The sequence below is a fragment of the Orbaceae bacterium BiB genome (assembly GCA_036251205.1).
GTDB lineage: Bacteria > Pseudomonadota > Gammaproteobacteria > Enterobacterales > Orbaceae > Orbus > Orbus mooreae.
The window spans coordinates 2,772,224-2,787,088 of record CP133958.1; the positions used below are offsets into that span (position 1 = coordinate 2,772,224).

The following is a 14,865-nucleotide window of genomic DNA, read 5'->3' on the forward strand; positions in this document are numbered from 1 at the left end:
AATGGAAATTATTCGTGGACTTAATAACTTACCCGCTCAATTCAAATCGTGTGTACTCACATTAGGTAATTTTGATGGTATCCATTTAGGTCATCAAGCTCTGATCAAACGTTTAAAAGACGTCGGTAAAAATCGAAATTTACCAACTGCTGTAATGTTATTTGAACCTCAACCATTAGAGTTTTTTAGTGCTAATAATGCACAAGCTAGATTGACTTCTTTCCACGAAAAATGTCATTTTATTCAACAACTAGGTATTGATTATGTATTAGCAATTCCCTTTAATCAAACATTTGCTAATGTTAGTGCTGCACAATTTATTGAACATGGGTTAATTGAAAAATTACAAGCACAATATATTGTGATTGGTGATGATTTTCGTTTTGGTGCGAAACGACAAGGTGATGCGGTATTACTCCAGCATAATGCTGATCATGGTCATTTTATATTAGAAAGTTTACCGACTTATATTATTAATGGGCAGAGAGTCAGTAGCACTGCGATTAGACAAGCGCTATCTAATGATGATTTTCCTTTTGCTTCGATGCTATTAGGACGACCTTATACAATTCAAGGCCGGGTTATTCACGGTAATAAATTAGCAAGGCAGCTAGGTTTTCCTACCGCGAATATTCGTTTACATCGTAAACAGCCAGCATTACATGGGGTTTATTTTGTTAGAGTAAAAAATCAGTGTCAAAATCAACAATATGAAGGTATTGCAAATATTGGACTGAGACCAACGATCAATGGTAAAACAGCAGTACTGGAGGTCAATATTTTTGATTTCGATCAGAATATTTATGGACAATATTTAGAAGTAGAATTTGTTGAAAAAATTCGTAATGAAGTAAAATTTGAGTCTTTAGCTGCCCTGCAATCACAAATTGAACAAGATATTTGCATCGCAAAGCAGATTAGGGCAAAATTACAGACAACTTTATAAAACCTTAGCCATTTTAGGCTAATGACAAGATATTTGGCAAATTTTACGGATAAATTTGCTTAAAATAATCAGATACTAATTGAGTCATATTAAAGCGGAATAAAGAGCATGACAGACTATAAAGATACATTAAACTTACCAGAAACAGGTTTTCCTATGCGTGGCGATCTTGCCAAACGTGAACCGGCAATGTTACAGAATTGGTACGATAAAGAGTTATATCGCCATATCCGTACAGCGAGAAAAGGTAAAAAGAGTTTTATTTTGCATGATGGTCCTCCTTATGCGAATGGTAAACTTCATATTGGTCATGCCGTTAATAAGATTATCAAAGATATTATCATGAAATCAAAAACGCTATCTGGATATGATTCACCTTATATTCCAGGTTGGGACTGTCATGGCTTACCTATTGAACAGAAGGTTGAAGAACAAGTTGGCAAACCAGGTGAGAAGATCTCACCAGCTGAGTTCCGTCAAATCTGTCGTGATTATGCTGCATCACAAATTGAGATTCAAAAAGCTGATTTTATTCGTATGGGCGTGATGGGTGATTGGGATAATCCTTATTTGACCATGAATTTTAATACTGAAGCGAATATTATTCGCGCATTAGGTAAAGTGATCAAAAACAATCATTTAGTTAAAGGCGCGAAACCTGTTTATTGGTGTACCGATTGTATGTCGTCATTAGCTGAAGCAGAGGTTGAATACTATGATAAATCATCTCCTGCGATTGATGTTAAGTTTCAGGCTGTTGATAGTAATGCCGTTGCGACAAAATTCGCTGTAGAAACTGCTTTACCTATCTACGCTGTCATTTGGACTACTACACCTTGGACGTTACCTGCAAGCCGTGGTATTGCACTAAATGCAGAGTATGAATATCAATTGATTGAAATAAACGGGGCGGAGTGTTTAATTTTAGCGACAGATTTAGTTGAAACTGTGATGCAAAGAGCCGGTATTACACAGTGGCGATCATTAGGTCGTTGTAAAGGTAGTGATTTAGAATTATTACGTTTTAAACATCCTCTGTTTGATTTTGATGAGCCAATCGTGTTAGGTGATCATGTTACTGCTGATGCGGGTACTGGTGCTGTTCATACTGCGCCAGGTCATGGTGCAGAAGACTTTATTGTTGGTCAAAAATATGGTTTAGAAGTGGCAAATCCTGTTGGTGGTAATGGATGTTATTTACCAGGCACAGGTTTAGGCCTTGATGGTGTTTTTGTCTTTAAAGCTAATAAAATTATTGTTGAGCTCTTAAAAGAGCGTTCTGCACTGCTACACTTTGAAAATATTGAGCATAGCTATCCATGCTGTTGGCGCCATAAGACGCCAGTGATTTACCGAGCAACTCCGCAGTGGTTTATCAGTATGGATAAAGAGGGATTACGCACTCAATCATTAGGTGAAATAAAACAAGTTCGTTGGATTCCTGATTGGGGTCAAGCTCGTATTGAAGCAATGGTCGCTAACCGTCCTGATTGGTGTATTTCTCGTCAGCGCACGTGGGGCGTGCCAATGACGCTATTTGTTAACAAAGAGACGGATGAGTTACATCCAGATACTTTAGCGTTAATTGAAAAAGTAGCTAAATTAGTTGAAAAATCAGGGATCCAAGCGTGGTGGGATGCTGATATTAAAGACTTATTAGGTCCTGATGCTGATCAATACCGTAAAATTCCTGATACTTTAGATGTTTGGTTTGATTCTGGTTCAACGTTTTATTCTGTTGTTCAAGCACGACCAGAGTTTAATGGACATGAAGCCGACATGTATTTAGAAGGATCAGATCAACACCGTGGTTGGTTTATGTCATCATTAATGTTATCAACAGCAATTGATAATAAAGCACCTTATAAACAAGTATTAACTCATGGTTTTGTGGTTGATGGACATGGTCGTAAAATGTCTAAATCGCTTGGTAACATCGTGACACCTCAAGAAGTTATGAATAAATTAGGTGCCGATATTCTACGTTTATGGATTGCTTCAACAGATTATTCTGGTGAAATCAGTTATTCTGACGAGATCATTAAACGTTCAGCAGATAGCTACCGTCGAATCCGTAATACAGCGCGTTTTTTACTTGCTAACTTAAACGGTTTTAATCCTGAAACCGATTTAGTTAAACCAGAAGATATGGTATTACTGGATCGTTGGGCCGTGGGCGTTGCACAAGAAGCACAAACTGAGATCATGGAAGCTTACGAAAATTATGATTTCCATAAAGTAGTACAACGTATTATGCACTTCTGTTCTATCGAAATGGGGTCATTCTATTTAGACATTATTAAAGATCGTCAATATACAGCGAAAAGTGATAGTGTAGCTCGTCACAGTTGTCAAACTGCGTTATATCATATTGCTCAAGCTGTTGTACGTTGGATTGCTCCTGTATTATCATTTACTGCTGATGAAATTTGGCAATATTTACCAAGCACGAATAAGACAGAATTTATTTTTACTGAAGAATGGTATCCGGCATTATTTAACTTAGCAGACAGTGAAAAGATGAATAATGAATACTGGAGTAATATCCTACAAATTCGTGATGAAGTGAATAAAGTTTTAGAGCAAGGCCGTAATGATAAAGTTATTGGTGGATCATTAGAAGCTAGCGTTACACTGTTTGCTGATGATAAAGTTTTTACTGCGTTATCTGCATTACAAAATGAGCTACGTTTTGTATTATTAACGTCACAAGCGTGTGTTAAACCGTTATCAGAAGCAACACAGCAAGCGGTTGCAACTGAAATGACAGGTTTGAAAATTGAGCTTAAAAAAGCGCAAGGCGATAAATGTCCTCGCTGTTGGCATTATACTGTCGATAATGATCCTGCAAAGCATTTATGTAAACGTTGTGATAGCAATATCAATGGTACTGGCGAAATCCGTCATTTTGCATAAATAACGGTTTGGATCTATTTTATAAAGGCAAGGTCAATATACCGATCTTGCCTTTACTGCTTAAAAGAGTCGCATAATATGAAACACATTTTTCAAAAAGCAAATGGTCTTATCTGGTTACTTGTCACTGTCGTTGTCTTTTTTATTGATATTATCAGTAAATTTATTATTCATCATACGTTATCTTATGGTGAATCAATTCGATTATGCGATTTTTTTGCTATTACTTATGCTCGTAATACGGGTGCTGCATTTAGTATTTTAGAAGGTCAACGATGGTTACTCGCCATTGTTGCGATTGTTATTAGCCTATTTATCATCTATATGATGTATAAAAATGGTCGTAATAAAAAGTTAGAAAACTTTTCATTAGCGTTGATCTTAGGTGGGGCGTTAGGTAACTTATTTGACCGTCTCTATCATGGTTTTGTTGTCGATTTTTTAGATTTTGATTTAGGTTTCTGGCGTTATCCTACTTTTAATATTGCCGATTGTGCTATCTGTATTGGGATATTCTTATTTATTCTATCTAGTTTCAAAAATCGTAAAGGGGATAAGTCATGAAAATTATTCTAGCAAATCCACGCGGTTTTTGTGCTGGGGTTGATCGTGCTATTAGTATTGTAGAAAGTGCAATTGAGCTCTTTGGTGTTCCTATATATGTACGTCATGAAGTTGTACATAATCGTTATGTAGTCAATGGACTCAAAGAGATGGGGGCGATTTTTATTGAAGATCTTGAAGATGTTCCTGAAAATGCAACACTGATTTTTTCAGCTCATGGTGTTTCGAAAGAGGTTCGTAATCAAGCTAAACAACGTGGATTAAAGATATTTGATGCCACTTGCCCATTAGTTACTAAAGTTCATATGGAAGTTGCAAGAGCAAGTAATCGAGGGGAAGAGGTTATTTTAATTGGCCATGCAGGACATATTGAAGTAGAAGGTACAATGGGGCAATACAGCAATGCTTGTGGCGGTATTTATCTTATTGAGTCGGTTGAAGATGTGAATGATTTAGTAGTCAAAAATGAAGATTTTCTCTGCTTTACAACTCAAACGACCTTATCAGTTGATGATACCTCTGACATAATTAAGGCATTATATCAACGCTTCCCTAATATCCGTGGACCACGTAAAAATGATATCTGTTATGCGACAACTAATCGACAGATGGCTGTAAGAGAACTAGCAAACAAGTCTGACGTTGTCTTAGTTGTTGGTTCAAAAAACTCATCTAACTCTAATCGATTAGCTGAGCTTGCCCAACGTGAGGGTACACCTGCCTACTTAATTGATTTTAGCTCAGACATTCAAGCAACTTGGTTAAAAAATGCTAAGGTTATTGGTGTTACAGCGGGGGCTTCAGCACCGGAAATACTTGTCACCGAAGTTGTGGAACATCTTAAAACAATGGGGTGTCATGATCTAGTTGAGATGGATGGTATTTTAGAAGATATTATTTTTGAGATCCCGAAAGAACTACGTATCAATATTAAGCAGGATTAATCCTGCTGCTTTAAATGACGAAATTTATCCATCAGTTCATCTTGTGTTTCAATGTACTCTGGATCACTAATAATCGCATTTTGAATTGGGCACACTCGCTGACAAGTTGAATGGTCATAATAACCAACACACTCAGTGCATTTTGCAGGGTCAATTTGGTAGGTGTCAAATCCCATCGATATTGCATCATTTGGGCATTCAGGTTCACACATATCACAGTTGATACATTTAGATGTAATTTTTAAAGCCATTTTAAATTTATTACCATTTTAAAAAGTCAATAGAGTTTACTTTTTTCATTCACCATTATTCGCGGCTAAATGAGCCGCCATCATAACATAGTTATCAAATATAAATCAGCATTTGATGTGTATTTATCTGTTAAGTGAGTAGATCTATTGTATTTTGAATTTTATTATTGAATACTTTCATCTGGTTGTTTAACTGATCTTTTATTCAATTTTTTTTCAGCGAAAGCTAAAAAAATAATGCCAGCAATAATCAATAGGGCACCTAAGCAACGCGTTACCGTCAACTGTTCATTAAAGATATATACTGAAACAAGCATTACCGTTACAATCTGAGTACGTGATGCGGCAAAAGCTGGACCAACAGGCACTTTTTTTAATAGAACCATCCAAGTGAAAAATGCACCCATATAACTTAACGTTGTAATATAGATCCATTTATTGGTTAGAATTCGTAGTACCCACTCAATCGAGTAATCGAGAGGTTGTGCATTAAGTGCTGAAAACTTAAATCCAGTTTGCCCCATCGTATCAAAAAAGAGTAACAGCGCAAATCCAATCAGATAAAAACGTTTCATCAACCAATCCCCACTAATATCACACCCGCTGTAATGAGTGATACTCCAATAATTCTAAAGGGGGTTAATTGTTCTTTAAAAATAAAGCGTCCCATAATCATTACTGCAATAATATTGGCGGAGCCTAATAAGATAGCTTGTGATAGGGGAAGTAGGGTTAAAAAAGCAATCCAGAGTAAAAAACCAACACCATAAGATAATACTCCCAGCCATAACCAATAATTACACAACAAATCTAACCAATAACGCCAATTTTCTCGATTTTTTGGTGAAATAGCTGCACATTTAAATGATATCTGTCCAATGGTATCACAACAAATGTTGCCAAGCCATAAACAAAAAATCAACAGTGTCATAATTCGTGATTATCTCAATGATTCAGATTATGACAAGTAGCACAAGTACCATGTATTTCAATAATACTATGCTTAATTGTAAACTGATTTTGTTTAGCTAATAATTCTAGATGATTCTCTATCTCATTATTATGTTTTTCTAAAATCTGTTTACAAGTATCACAAATAAACAAGATTGACACATGATTAGGATGACTAAAATGAGGACATAAAATATAGCTATTCGAGGATTCAACTTTATGAATAAAACCTTGCTCTAATAAAAACTCTAATGCGCGATAAATAGTTGGTGGTTTAGCCTGCGGTTCTTGCTCCTTTAGTAAATCTAATAGGTCATAAGCACTCATTGCAGTTGCGGATTTTAACATAATTTCTAAAACAATTTTTCGTTGATTAGTCAATTTTACATTACGTTTTTTGCACACCGCTTCAATATCATCAATGATTTTTTTATTATATTGAGCTGATTTCATAGGGTTACTCATTACTTTCTTTTCAGTTTTGCTCGTTGACGACGGATCTCTTTCGGATCATTGAGTAAAGGTCGATAAATTTCAATCCGATCTCCATCACTAACAAGATGTGTTAATGTGACAAGTTTACCATAAATTCCAACATTTAACTGTTCAAGTGATAATTGGCATTTTGATAAAATTGTTGATTGTACAATCGCCTGTCCCACAGTGCTGCCCACAGTAACTTGGCAGTCAATAATGGTTGGATTTTCTGGTAACGGATAGACAATTTGTACATTAATCATATTTAACCCTTATAGCCATAAACTTTTTTTGCTCTAGTACTAAAGGCTTTTACCATGTTTTGCATTACCTCTTTAAAAATAGGGGTAAAAGTGATATCCATGATTTTACTTTTAAATTCAAAATCAAGACTGAAACGAATCATACACTCATTTTCAGATAAACTAATAAAAGACCATTTACCCGTTAGCTTCTTAAATGGCCCTTCAATTAATGCCATCTCAATGGTATCTGGCGCATTTAAGCGATTAATGGTCGTAAATTGCTTACGAAAACCGAGTTTTGCTACTTCTAAGTAAGCTCGGACCAGATTATCTTGTTTATCGGTAATACCGGCACCTACACAATCAGGTACAAATTGTGGGTAGGCATCAATGTCATTAACTAGATCAAACATCTGTTGTGCTGAATAAGGCTCTTTTATTTCATAAAAAACTTGCGTCATAAATATTTAAATTGTAGATTTTAGTATAAAGTTGTGGCATATAGTATCATGTAAATTTATAATATCGCATATTATGACAAAGAAAAAATCACATAAGCCGGGATCGGCTACAATAGCCCTAAATAAACGAGCACGTCACGAATACTTTATTGAAGAAGAGATCGAGGCTGGTTTATCTTTACAAGGGTGGGAAGTTAAATCAATACGCGCAGGTAAAGTTAATATCAGCGATAGTTATGTGTTGCTTAAAAATGGTGAGGCCTGGTTATTTGGCTCAACATTTACACCATTAAGTGTCGCATCAACTCATGTGGTATGTGATCCTACGCGTACTCGTAAACTGTTATTAAATCAACGCGAACTTAACTCACTATTTGGCCGAGTAAATCGAGAAGGGTATACTGCGGTTGCACTTTCACTCTACTGGAAAAATGTTTGGGTCAAAGTTAAAATTGGTGTCGCGAAAGGTAAGAAAGAGTTTGATAAACGCTCTGATATTAAAGATCGTGAGTGGCAAGTTAACAAAGCTCGAATTATGAAAAATGCCAATCGTTAATTGGTAAGTTACTTGATGGGTGATTAATGCAATGTCAGTAAAAAAAAGCACTATTATTGATGTTGCAAATCTTGCTAAGGTCGGAAAAACCAGTGTTTCAAGGTACCTTAATGGTGATTTTGATGCATTATCCGATAGTATTAAAGAGCGGATTAGTCATGCAATTAAAACGTTAGATTACCGTCCAAATCAGATGGCAAGAAGTTTGAAGCGCGGAAGCTCCAAATTGATTGCTTTTGTTATCCCAGATATTACAAACCCTTATTCAATTGAAGTGATGCAAGGTTTAGAAAAAGCTTGCCAAGATCACGGGTATACGCTACTTGTTTGTAATACGAATAAAAGTAGTGAGCGCGAACAGTATTATTTACAACTTTTAGTTAGCTATAATGTCGAAGGCGTTCTATTTCATACAATCAAAGCCAGTGCAAATAGTTTAAAACATTGCCCCTTCCCAATGGTGTTAATTGATAGGAGAGTTAAGAACTTTAATGCAGATATCGTCGGTTTAGATAATATACAATCGAGCACTATTGCCACTAATTATTTGATTGATGCTGGTTTTGAAGCCATTCTTTTTATCAGCGAGGCTATTAATGGTATTAGTACGCGACTTGATCGCGTTAATACGTTCAAAAAATTAATTAGGGCTCACAAAAATAGAGTTGGCAAGGTTATTGAAATTACTGAAGATAGCCATGATCCTGCATATCAATTATCTCTTGAGCAGCATATTGATGACTTTTGTAAAACGCATCGCGGTATGCGGAAAGCAATTGTATCAATCAATGGTTCTGTGACATTAAATACCGTATTAGCTTTGAAACGATTAAATTTAGTTTGTGGTAAAGATATCGGTTTTTTAAGTTTTGATGATCCACAGTGGGCCGCTATTATTAGTGATGGTATTACATCGATTCGACAACCAACTTATCAAATCGGCTATTCAGCTTTCGAACTTCTTCTTAGTCGGATTAATGGTAGTAAAGCACCCGCTCAAGAGTTGCTATATTCCGGCGAATTAATTATTCGCAATTCAACAAAATAATTTTCTCTTCGTAATTTTTTTTGTGATCTATATCATATTTTTTTATGAAATTAATTTGGAACCGTTCCCATGAGAGGTATGATAATAATTATAGTGATAAGGAGTAGTATCGTATGAATCAAAAAACGATTATTGTGACATCATCTTATGGTGCTGATTATATTAATCAGATCGGTGGTTAGTTCTATATCATTCCAACAATTAAAGCTGTAGATGCTTATGGTGTCGAAATTAGAAGAGAGCTATTATCCGAACTTGAATTGCAGCAATTACCTAAACTAGCTCAACATATTGTTAGTCATAATTTGGCTTGTTTTTACTCTGTGCCATATTTAATGAGTTTAAAAAATATATTAGCTAACTATCCTGATATTCAGCTCGTTGTTGAAAATGATCAAACCGAATGTGGTGTTATTGAGCCATTCGAGGCTTTTTTTACGCAAATAACTCAATTATCTCTTCCGATTAAAATGACATTTGATACTGGTAATTGGCTCTGTCTAGATATTGATCCAATTGATGCCGCGAAACGCTTAGCTATGCATGTTGGGTATATTCACGTAAAGGCAGCTAAGCTAATTACTAAAGGAAAAATAGCCGCATTACCACCAACAGATGATGATAATTGGATGCAGTTAATTAATACATTATTACCTAAATCCGCATTCAGGGGGATTGAATTTGTATTAATTGGTGACAATTTGGAATCGGTTTCAATAAAATATATTCAGCTATTAAATAATTAATTTAACAGAAAGAGAATGTTATGAATAAAAAATTAGATGTAGTGACTTATGGTGAAGCGATGGCGATGTTTGTTGCCAATGAGTTAGGTGAACTCCATAATGTAAATACTTTTGTTAAACGTTCAGCTGGAGCTGAGCTTAATGTCGCAACAGGTCTTGCTAGACTTGGCTTAAATGTTGGCTGGCTTAGCCGTGTTGGTAATGATTCATATGGTCGCTTTATTAAACAGGTGTTAAAGCAAGAAGGAATTAATGCTGATTGTGTCATAACTGATGAGCATTATCCAACTGGATTTCAACTAAAATCTAAAGTTGCAGACGGTTCGGATCCTGTTGTTGAATATTTCCGTAAAGGTTCTGCTGCGAGCCACCTGTCATTAGCTGATTTTAATGAAGACTATTTCTTAAATGCTAAACACTTACATTTAAGTGGTGTAGCTGCGGCTTTATCACCCACCTCATATGAGTTATCCTCATTTTTAGCCGATTTTATGGGAAAAGCGGGTAAAACGATTTCATTTGATCCAAATTTAAGACCAACATTGTGGAAAAGTCGCCAAGAAATGGTTAAAAAATTAAATCAACTAGCCTTCAAAGCCGATTGGGTATTACCTGGAATTAATGAGGGAAAAATTTTAACTGGTTTAGATAAACCCGAAGCTATTGCTGATTTTTATTTAAATCAGGGTGCTAAATTAGTCGTTATTAAAACGGGTGGAGAGGGTGCTTATTATAAAACGTCACAAGATGAACACGGTATTGTACCTGCTTTTAAAGTCGATAATGTTGTTGATACGGTCGGCGCAGGGGATGGATTCGCTGTCGGTGTGATTAGTGCTTTGCTGGAAGGGAAAAGTTTTGAGCAAGCTTTAATGCGTGGTAATCGCATCGGTTCATTAGCTATTCAAGTTATTGGTGATAGTGAAGGTTTACCAAATCGTGAACAATTAGGTAATTTTTAAAGATTATAAGACACGGTTTGATTTCTATTATTATCAGGATTATTGTAAAGGCGGATTGGCTTAAATTGCCATAAACTAGTCTTATAAATGAAGAGTATTAATCTATGAAAAAAAGTGTAGTGTTATATAAAAAGATTCCCGATGATCAACGAGATAAATTATCGGAACATTTTAATGTCACTTATTTTGATGGCATTACCGAACAAAATCGTAACGATGTTGAAAAAGCATTAGCTGAGGCTGATGGACTGATCGGGGCAAGTATGCCGATACGACAAGATTTATTAAATTATGCTCCGAAATTGAAGGCAATATCGACAATTTCAGTGGGGGTTGATCAATTTGATATTGATGAATTGAATAAGCGTAACATCCGCTTAATGCATACTCCTAGCGTATTAACCGATACAACAGCTGATACCATTTTCACTTTAGTGCTTGCAACAGCGCGTAGAGCGGTTGAACTATCAATGATGGTAAGAGCTGGCAAATGGCATAAAAGTATTGGTGAAGAGTATTATGGCGTCAATGTCCATCATAAGACGATTGGTATTTTAGGAATGGGCCGCATTGGTAGTGCCGTTGCTAAACGTGCTTTTGCCGGTTTTGATATGCAGGTACTTTATGTTAATGAATTTGCTAATAAAGACGTTGAACAGAAGTATCAAGCTAAAAAATGTGAACTTGATGATTTACTAAAACAATCAGATTTTGTGGTGATTACATTACCTTTAACAAAAGAGACTGAAAAACTCATTAACAAGCAGAAGCTCAGTTTGATGAAACCATCCGCTATTTTAATTAATGGTGCTCGTGGTAAAATTGTTGATCAGGCAGCCTTGACTGAAGCATTACAAAACAAAACGATTAGGGCTGCAGGTCTTGATGTATTCAAGGTTGAACCATTACCTATTGATTCACCATTAATGACGCTTGATAATGTTGTATTAACGCCACATATCGGTTCTGCAACGTATGATACGCGTTATGATATGGTGGTGACTGCTGTTGATAATATTATTATGGCATTAAAAGATGAAAAACCAGCGTATAATTTGTTTAATGTACAGGTCAGCTAATCGTTAATTACAACTCGAATAATTGCAAAAGGAGAAAATAAACTTTCTCCTTTTATTTTTTGTAATAACGACTAAACTAAATAGAGAGTTAAGGTAATGTTAAGGAGAATCTATGAAAAAGAATGTTGTTTTATATAGTAAAATTCCTGATGATCAGCAACAAAGACTAGCTGATGAATTTAATTTAACTGTATTCGATAGTAGTCCTGATGCAAATAAAGATGCTTTTATTAAAGCATTAGCTAACGCTGACGGAATGATTGGCTCAAATATGGCATCTCGTGTTGATGACCAGTTTCTTGTAAAAGTACCTAAACTTAAAGCTGCTTCAACTATTTCAGTTGGTTTTGATAATTATGATCTTGATGCACTCAAAAAGCGTGGTATTCGTTTAATGAATACGCCAACGGTGTTAACCGAAGGAACCGCAGATTTAATTTTTACCTTACTTATGGCTACAGCAAGGCGCACAGCAGAATTATCTCAATTTATTCATAATGGCAAATGGACTAAGAGCATTACGCCTGAATACTATGGGACCGATATTCATGGTAAAACTCTTGGTATTCTCGGTATGGGACGTATCGCTAAAGCGATTGTTAAACGAGCTCACTGTGGATTTGATATGAATATCTTATATTATAATCGCTCAGCACATGAGGATGTCGAACAAGACTATCAAGCAAAACGTTGTGAACTTGATGACTTGCTTAAACAGGCCGATTTTGTTGTGATTATTTTACCATTAACTAAAGAGACCGATCGCTTAATTACTAAAGAAAAATTATCTTTAATGAAACCATCTGCCATTTTAATTAATGGGGCAAGAGGAAAGATTGTCGACCAACAGGCGCTTGCTGAAGCTTTACAAAATAAAGTGATTAAAGCTGCTGGATTAGATGTATTTGAAGTTGAACCACTACCGATGGATTCACCCCTTTTAAAACTCAATAATGTCCTATTATCGCCACACGTTGGTTCAGCAACAATAGAAACCCGCTATGCGATGGCCAAATGTGCTGTTGATAATATTATTGCGGCATTAAAAGATGAAAAGCCAACTCAAAATTGGGTAAATCCAGAGGTGGGTTAATTTTATCATCTGCACTGTATTATCGAAGAAAATAAAGTATCTATGAAAAATATTAGCTTTATTTTTTATAAGAAAGTGTAATTATGTTACTATAGTAATTACAATCAGTAATATTTATGATAGTTTATTAAGCAGTATCGTTTAGTAAATGCTTTATATTACTAATTATTTATTAGCAAGTTTAGGAGATAATAAATGAAAAAGTTCGTAACTTTAGTTGCTATTTTAGGTCTTTCATCTGTTTTGGCTGCTTGTTCTAGTTCAAATCAAAATAAAGCTGAGACAATTGAGGGTAGTTATGTATTAATTAGTGCTAATGATCAAACATTACCACAATCAATCCCACCCGTTATTGATTTATCTGTAAGTGATGATTTAACTGAAGTTCAAATCAAAGGTAAAATGTGTAATTTATTTAATGGCAATGCTAACTACCAAAATGGTGTGTTACAAGGCAACTTTATGATGACACGTGCACTTTGTAATGAACCAGAATTAAATGCTTTAGATATGCAAGTAAGTCAAATGTTTGCTAAAGGTGTTAAAGTACAAAAATCTGATGACAAATTAATTCTTACATCAGGTACTGATACTTTAGTTTATCAACAAAAAGCACTTCCAATGACTCAAAAAGATAATACTAAGTAATATCTTTTAATTGCCAAAACTACATTATTACCTTTGGGTAGTGATGTAGTTTTATTCATTTACCACTCTAATTTTATAAACTATGACATCAAATATTTTGCTTGAAAGGGTTTATGAAAAACAATTAAACCTTCATGGTGATTGTTATCTTATTGATCGCTTATGGCCAAGAGGAATTAGTAAAGCTAAACTGACTCAAGCTATTTGGTTAAAAGATGTTGCGCCATCGAATACACTTCGCCAATGGTATCACCAACATTTAGATGAATGGGATATTTTTTACCAACAGCATCAACAAGAGCTTGAAAATAATTCTGCAGTTAATATTTTATATCAGAAGTTAATTGATAAACAACCGATCACATTGCTCTACGGCAGCAAAGATGATAAACACAATCATGCGATAGTGTTGCGCGACTTTTTACTGAATAAACTTAAACAAAAATAATAGCGCTGGTTAAATATAATTATTTTAAGTATAATAGTAACTCATTTTGGGGCTGATTCTGGATTCGACGGGATTTGCGAAACCCAAGGTGCATGCCGAGGTGCGGTAGGCCTCGTAAATAAACCGCAAAATATAGTCGCAAACGACGAAAACTACGCACTAGCAGCTTAATAACCTGCTCAGAGCCTTCCCTCTCTAGCCTCAGCTCGTAGAACGGAGATCAAGGGGAGTCAAACCCAAACGAGATCGTGTGGAAGCCTTGCTTGGGGCGGAAGCATTAAAACTAATCAAGCTAGTCTATCAGTAGCGTGTTTGTTCGCAGCGGGTAGATGAAATTTAAAGACAAACTACGCATGTAGTACCGAGGATGTAGAAATTTCGGACGCGGGTTCAACTCCCGCCAGCTCCACCACTTTGAAAAAATAATTTGTAGTAAAATCAACAAGTTATAAAATAAAATTACTGGTTAAAAATACAGTAAATAGTCTTAAAATGGTCTTCACGTGGTCTTAAAAGTGCACGTGTAGTGC

General features: G+C 35.5%; 18 protein-coding genes and 1 other RNA gene. 13 read left to right on the forward strand and 6 right to left on the reverse strand.

Features of this window, described 5'->3' with window-relative positions:
• The first annotated feature begins 1 nt into the window (after nt 1).
• The 4 genes from ribF (at nt 2) to ispH (ending at nt 5,370) form a co-directional block, all read left to right on the forward strand.
• Nucleotides 2-946: a bifunctional riboflavin kinase/FAD synthetase gene (gene ribF / locus RHO11_13085; protein ID WVD61381.1), complete on the forward strand. Its 945-nt coding sequence runs from the start codon at nt 2-4 to the stop codon at nt 944-946.
• A gap of 108 nt (nt 947-1,054) precedes the next feature.
• Entirely contained in the window at nt 1,055-3,862 is a 2,808-nt protein-coding gene (gene ileS, locus RHO11_13090; GenBank protein WVD61382.1) for an isoleucine--tRNA ligase, read from the forward strand.
• 78 nt (nt 3,863-3,940) lie between these two features.
• Nucleotides 3,941-4,426 carry a signal peptidase II gene (gene lspA / locus RHO11_13095; protein ID WVD61383.1) on the forward strand — a complete coding sequence of 162 codons (486 nt, stop codon included), beginning with the start codon at nt 3,941-3,943 and terminating at the stop codon, nt 4,424-4,426.
• The gene (gene ispH, locus RHO11_13100; GenBank protein ID WVD61384.1) at nt 4,423-5,370 is read left to right on the forward strand and encodes a 4-hydroxy-3-methylbut-2-enyl diphosphate reductase; all 948 of its coding nucleotides are present in this window, start codon (nt 4,423-4,425) and stop codon (nt 5,368-5,370) included. The genes lspA and ispH overlap by 4 nt, the downstream gene beginning before the upstream one ends.
• Here ispH and RHO11_13105 read toward each other — a convergent pair.
• From RHO11_13105 to RHO11_13130, 6 genes are all read right to left on the reverse strand, one after another.
• Nucleotides 5,367-5,621, reverse strand: a complete 255-nt coding sequence (locus tag RHO11_13105) for a YfhL family 4Fe-4S dicluster ferredoxin (GenBank protein WVD61385.1) — start codon at nt 5,619-5,621, stop codon at nt 5,367-5,369. The two genes, ispH and RHO11_13105, sit on opposite strands and share 4 nt — an antisense overlap.
• A 164-nt stretch (nt 5,622-5,785) precedes the next feature.
• Complete coding sequence (locus RHO11_13110; GenBank protein ID WVD61386.1) at nt 5,786-6,196, reverse strand: EamA family transporter; 411 nt, start codon at nt 6,194-6,196, stop codon at nt 5,786-5,788.
• Nucleotides 6,196-6,552, reverse strand: coding sequence for an EamA family transporter (locus tag RHO11_13115; protein WVD61387.1), 357 nt, complete (start codon nt 6,550-6,552; stop codon nt 6,196-6,198). The genes RHO11_13110 and RHO11_13115 overlap by 1 nt, the downstream gene beginning before the upstream one ends.
• A gap of 14 nt (nt 6,553-6,566) precedes the next feature.
• Nucleotides 6,567-7,025, reverse strand: a complete 459-nt coding sequence (gene zur / locus RHO11_13120) for a zinc uptake transcriptional repressor Zur (protein ID WVD61388.1) — start codon at nt 7,023-7,025, stop codon at nt 6,567-6,569.
• Nucleotides 7,026-7,036: 11 nt separating this feature from the next.
• Entirely contained in the window at nt 7,037-7,312 is a 276-nt protein-coding gene (locus RHO11_13125) for an RnfH family protein (protein WVD61389.1), read from the reverse strand.
• 2 nt (nt 7,313-7,314) lie between these two features.
• Nucleotides 7,315-7,755: a type II toxin-antitoxin system RatA family toxin gene (locus RHO11_13130; protein WVD61390.1), complete on the reverse strand. Its 441-nt coding sequence runs from the start codon at nt 7,753-7,755 to the stop codon at nt 7,315-7,317.
• 73 nt (nt 7,756-7,828) lie between these two features.
• Between RHO11_13130 and smpB the strand changes: the two genes are divergently transcribed.
• The 9 genes from smpB (at nt 7,829) to ssrA (ending at nt 14,747) form a co-directional block, all read left to right on the forward strand.
• Nucleotides 7,829-8,311, forward strand: a complete 483-nt coding sequence (gene smpB / locus RHO11_13135) for an SsrA-binding protein SmpB (protein WVD61391.1) — start codon at nt 7,829-7,831, stop codon at nt 8,309-8,311.
• A 31-nt stretch (nt 8,312-8,342) separates the two neighbouring features.
• Entirely contained in the window at nt 8,343-9,359 is a 1,017-nt protein-coding gene (locus RHO11_13140; protein ID WVD61392.1) for a LacI family DNA-binding transcriptional regulator, read from the forward strand.
• A gap of 335 nt (nt 9,360-9,694) precedes the next feature.
• The gene (locus RHO11_13145; protein ID WVD61393.1) at nt 9,695-10,105 is read left to right on the forward strand and encodes a hypothetical protein; all 411 of its coding nucleotides are present in this window, start codon (nt 9,695-9,697) and stop codon (nt 10,103-10,105) included.
• Nucleotides 10,106-10,125: 20 nt separating this feature from the next.
• Nucleotides 10,126-11,067, forward strand: coding sequence for a sugar kinase (locus tag RHO11_13150; GenBank protein ID WVD61394.1), 942 nt, complete (start codon nt 10,126-10,128; stop codon nt 11,065-11,067).
• A gap of 104 nt (nt 11,068-11,171) precedes the next feature.
• A complete protein-coding gene (locus RHO11_13155; protein ID WVD61395.1) occupies nt 11,172-12,146 on the forward strand; it encodes an NAD(P)-dependent oxidoreductase in 975 nt (324 codons plus the stop codon).
• A gap of 112 nt (nt 12,147-12,258) precedes the next feature.
• The gene (locus tag RHO11_13160; GenBank protein WVD61396.1) at nt 12,259-13,239 is read left to right on the forward strand and encodes a D-glycerate dehydrogenase; all 981 of its coding nucleotides are present in this window, start codon (nt 12,259-12,261) and stop codon (nt 13,237-13,239) included.
• Between the two features lie 195 nt (nt 13,240-13,434).
• Nucleotides 13,435-13,887, forward strand: coding sequence for an META domain-containing protein (locus tag RHO11_13165; protein ID WVD61397.1), 453 nt, complete (start codon nt 13,435-13,437; stop codon nt 13,885-13,887).
• Nucleotides 13,888-13,969: 82 nt separating this feature from the next.
• Nucleotides 13,970-14,335, forward strand: coding sequence for a DUF488 family protein (locus tag RHO11_13170; protein WVD61398.1), 366 nt, complete (start codon nt 13,970-13,972; stop codon nt 14,333-14,335).
• A gap of 48 nt (nt 14,336-14,383) precedes the next feature.
• Nucleotides 14,384-14,747, forward strand: a transfer-messenger RNA (tmRNA) gene (gene ssrA / locus RHO11_13175).
• Nucleotides 14,748-14,865 lie beyond the last annotated feature (118 nt).

What these genes read in the sequence shown, in the direction of transcription:
- ribF (WVD61381.1), top strand. Translation starts at nt 2, where the DNA reads ATGGAAATTATTCGTGGACTTAATAACTTACCCGCTCAATTCAAATCG.
- ileS (WVD61382.1), top strand. Translation starts at nt 1,055, where the DNA reads ATGACAGACTATAAAGATACATTAAACTTACCAGAAACAGGTTTTCCT.
- lspA (WVD61383.1), top strand. Translation starts at nt 3,941, where the DNA reads ATGAAACACATTTTTCAAAAAGCAAATGGTCTTATCTGGTTACTTGTC.
- ispH (WVD61384.1), top strand. Translation starts at nt 4,423, where the DNA reads ATGAAAATTATTCTAGCAAATCCACGCGGTTTTTGTGCTGGGGTTGAT.
- RHO11_13105 (WVD61385.1), bottom strand. Translation starts at nt 5,621, where the DNA reads ATGGCTTTAAAAATTACATCTAAATGTATCAACTGTGATATGTGTGAA.
- RHO11_13110 (WVD61386.1), bottom strand. Translation starts at nt 6,196, where the DNA reads ATGAAACGTTTTTATCTGATTGGATTTGCGCTGTTACTCTTTTTTGAT.
- RHO11_13115 (WVD61387.1), bottom strand. Translation starts at nt 6,552, where the DNA reads ATGACACTGTTGATTTTTTGTTTATGGCTTGGCAACATTTGTTGTGAT.
- zur (WVD61388.1), bottom strand. Translation starts at nt 7,025, where the DNA reads ATGAAATCAGCTCAATATAATAAAAAAATCATTGATGATATTGAAGCG.
- RHO11_13125 (WVD61389.1), bottom strand. Translation starts at nt 7,312, where the DNA reads ATGATTAATGTACAAATTGTCTATCCGTTACCAGAAAATCCAACCATT.
- RHO11_13130 (WVD61390.1), bottom strand. Translation starts at nt 7,755, where the DNA reads ATGACGCAAGTTTTTTATGAAATAAAAGAGCCTTATTCAGCACAACAG.
- smpB (WVD61391.1), top strand. Translation starts at nt 7,829, where the DNA reads ATGACAAAGAAAAAATCACATAAGCCGGGATCGGCTACAATAGCCCTA.
- RHO11_13140 (WVD61392.1), top strand. Translation starts at nt 8,343, where the DNA reads ATGTCAGTAAAAAAAAGCACTATTATTGATGTTGCAAATCTTGCTAAG.
- RHO11_13145 (WVD61393.1), top strand. Translation starts at nt 9,695, where the DNA reads ATGAGTTTAAAAAATATATTAGCTAACTATCCTGATATTCAGCTCGTT.
- RHO11_13150 (WVD61394.1), top strand. Translation starts at nt 10,126, where the DNA reads ATGAATAAAAAATTAGATGTAGTGACTTATGGTGAAGCGATGGCGATG.
- RHO11_13155 (WVD61395.1), top strand. Translation starts at nt 11,172, where the DNA reads ATGAAAAAAAGTGTAGTGTTATATAAAAAGATTCCCGATGATCAACGA.
- RHO11_13160 (WVD61396.1), top strand. Translation starts at nt 12,259, where the DNA reads ATGAAAAAGAATGTTGTTTTATATAGTAAAATTCCTGATGATCAGCAA.
- RHO11_13165 (WVD61397.1), top strand. Translation starts at nt 13,435, where the DNA reads ATGAAAAAGTTCGTAACTTTAGTTGCTATTTTAGGTCTTTCATCTGTT.
- RHO11_13170 (WVD61398.1), top strand. Translation starts at nt 13,970, where the DNA reads ATGACATCAAATATTTTGCTTGAAAGGGTTTATGAAAAACAATTAAAC.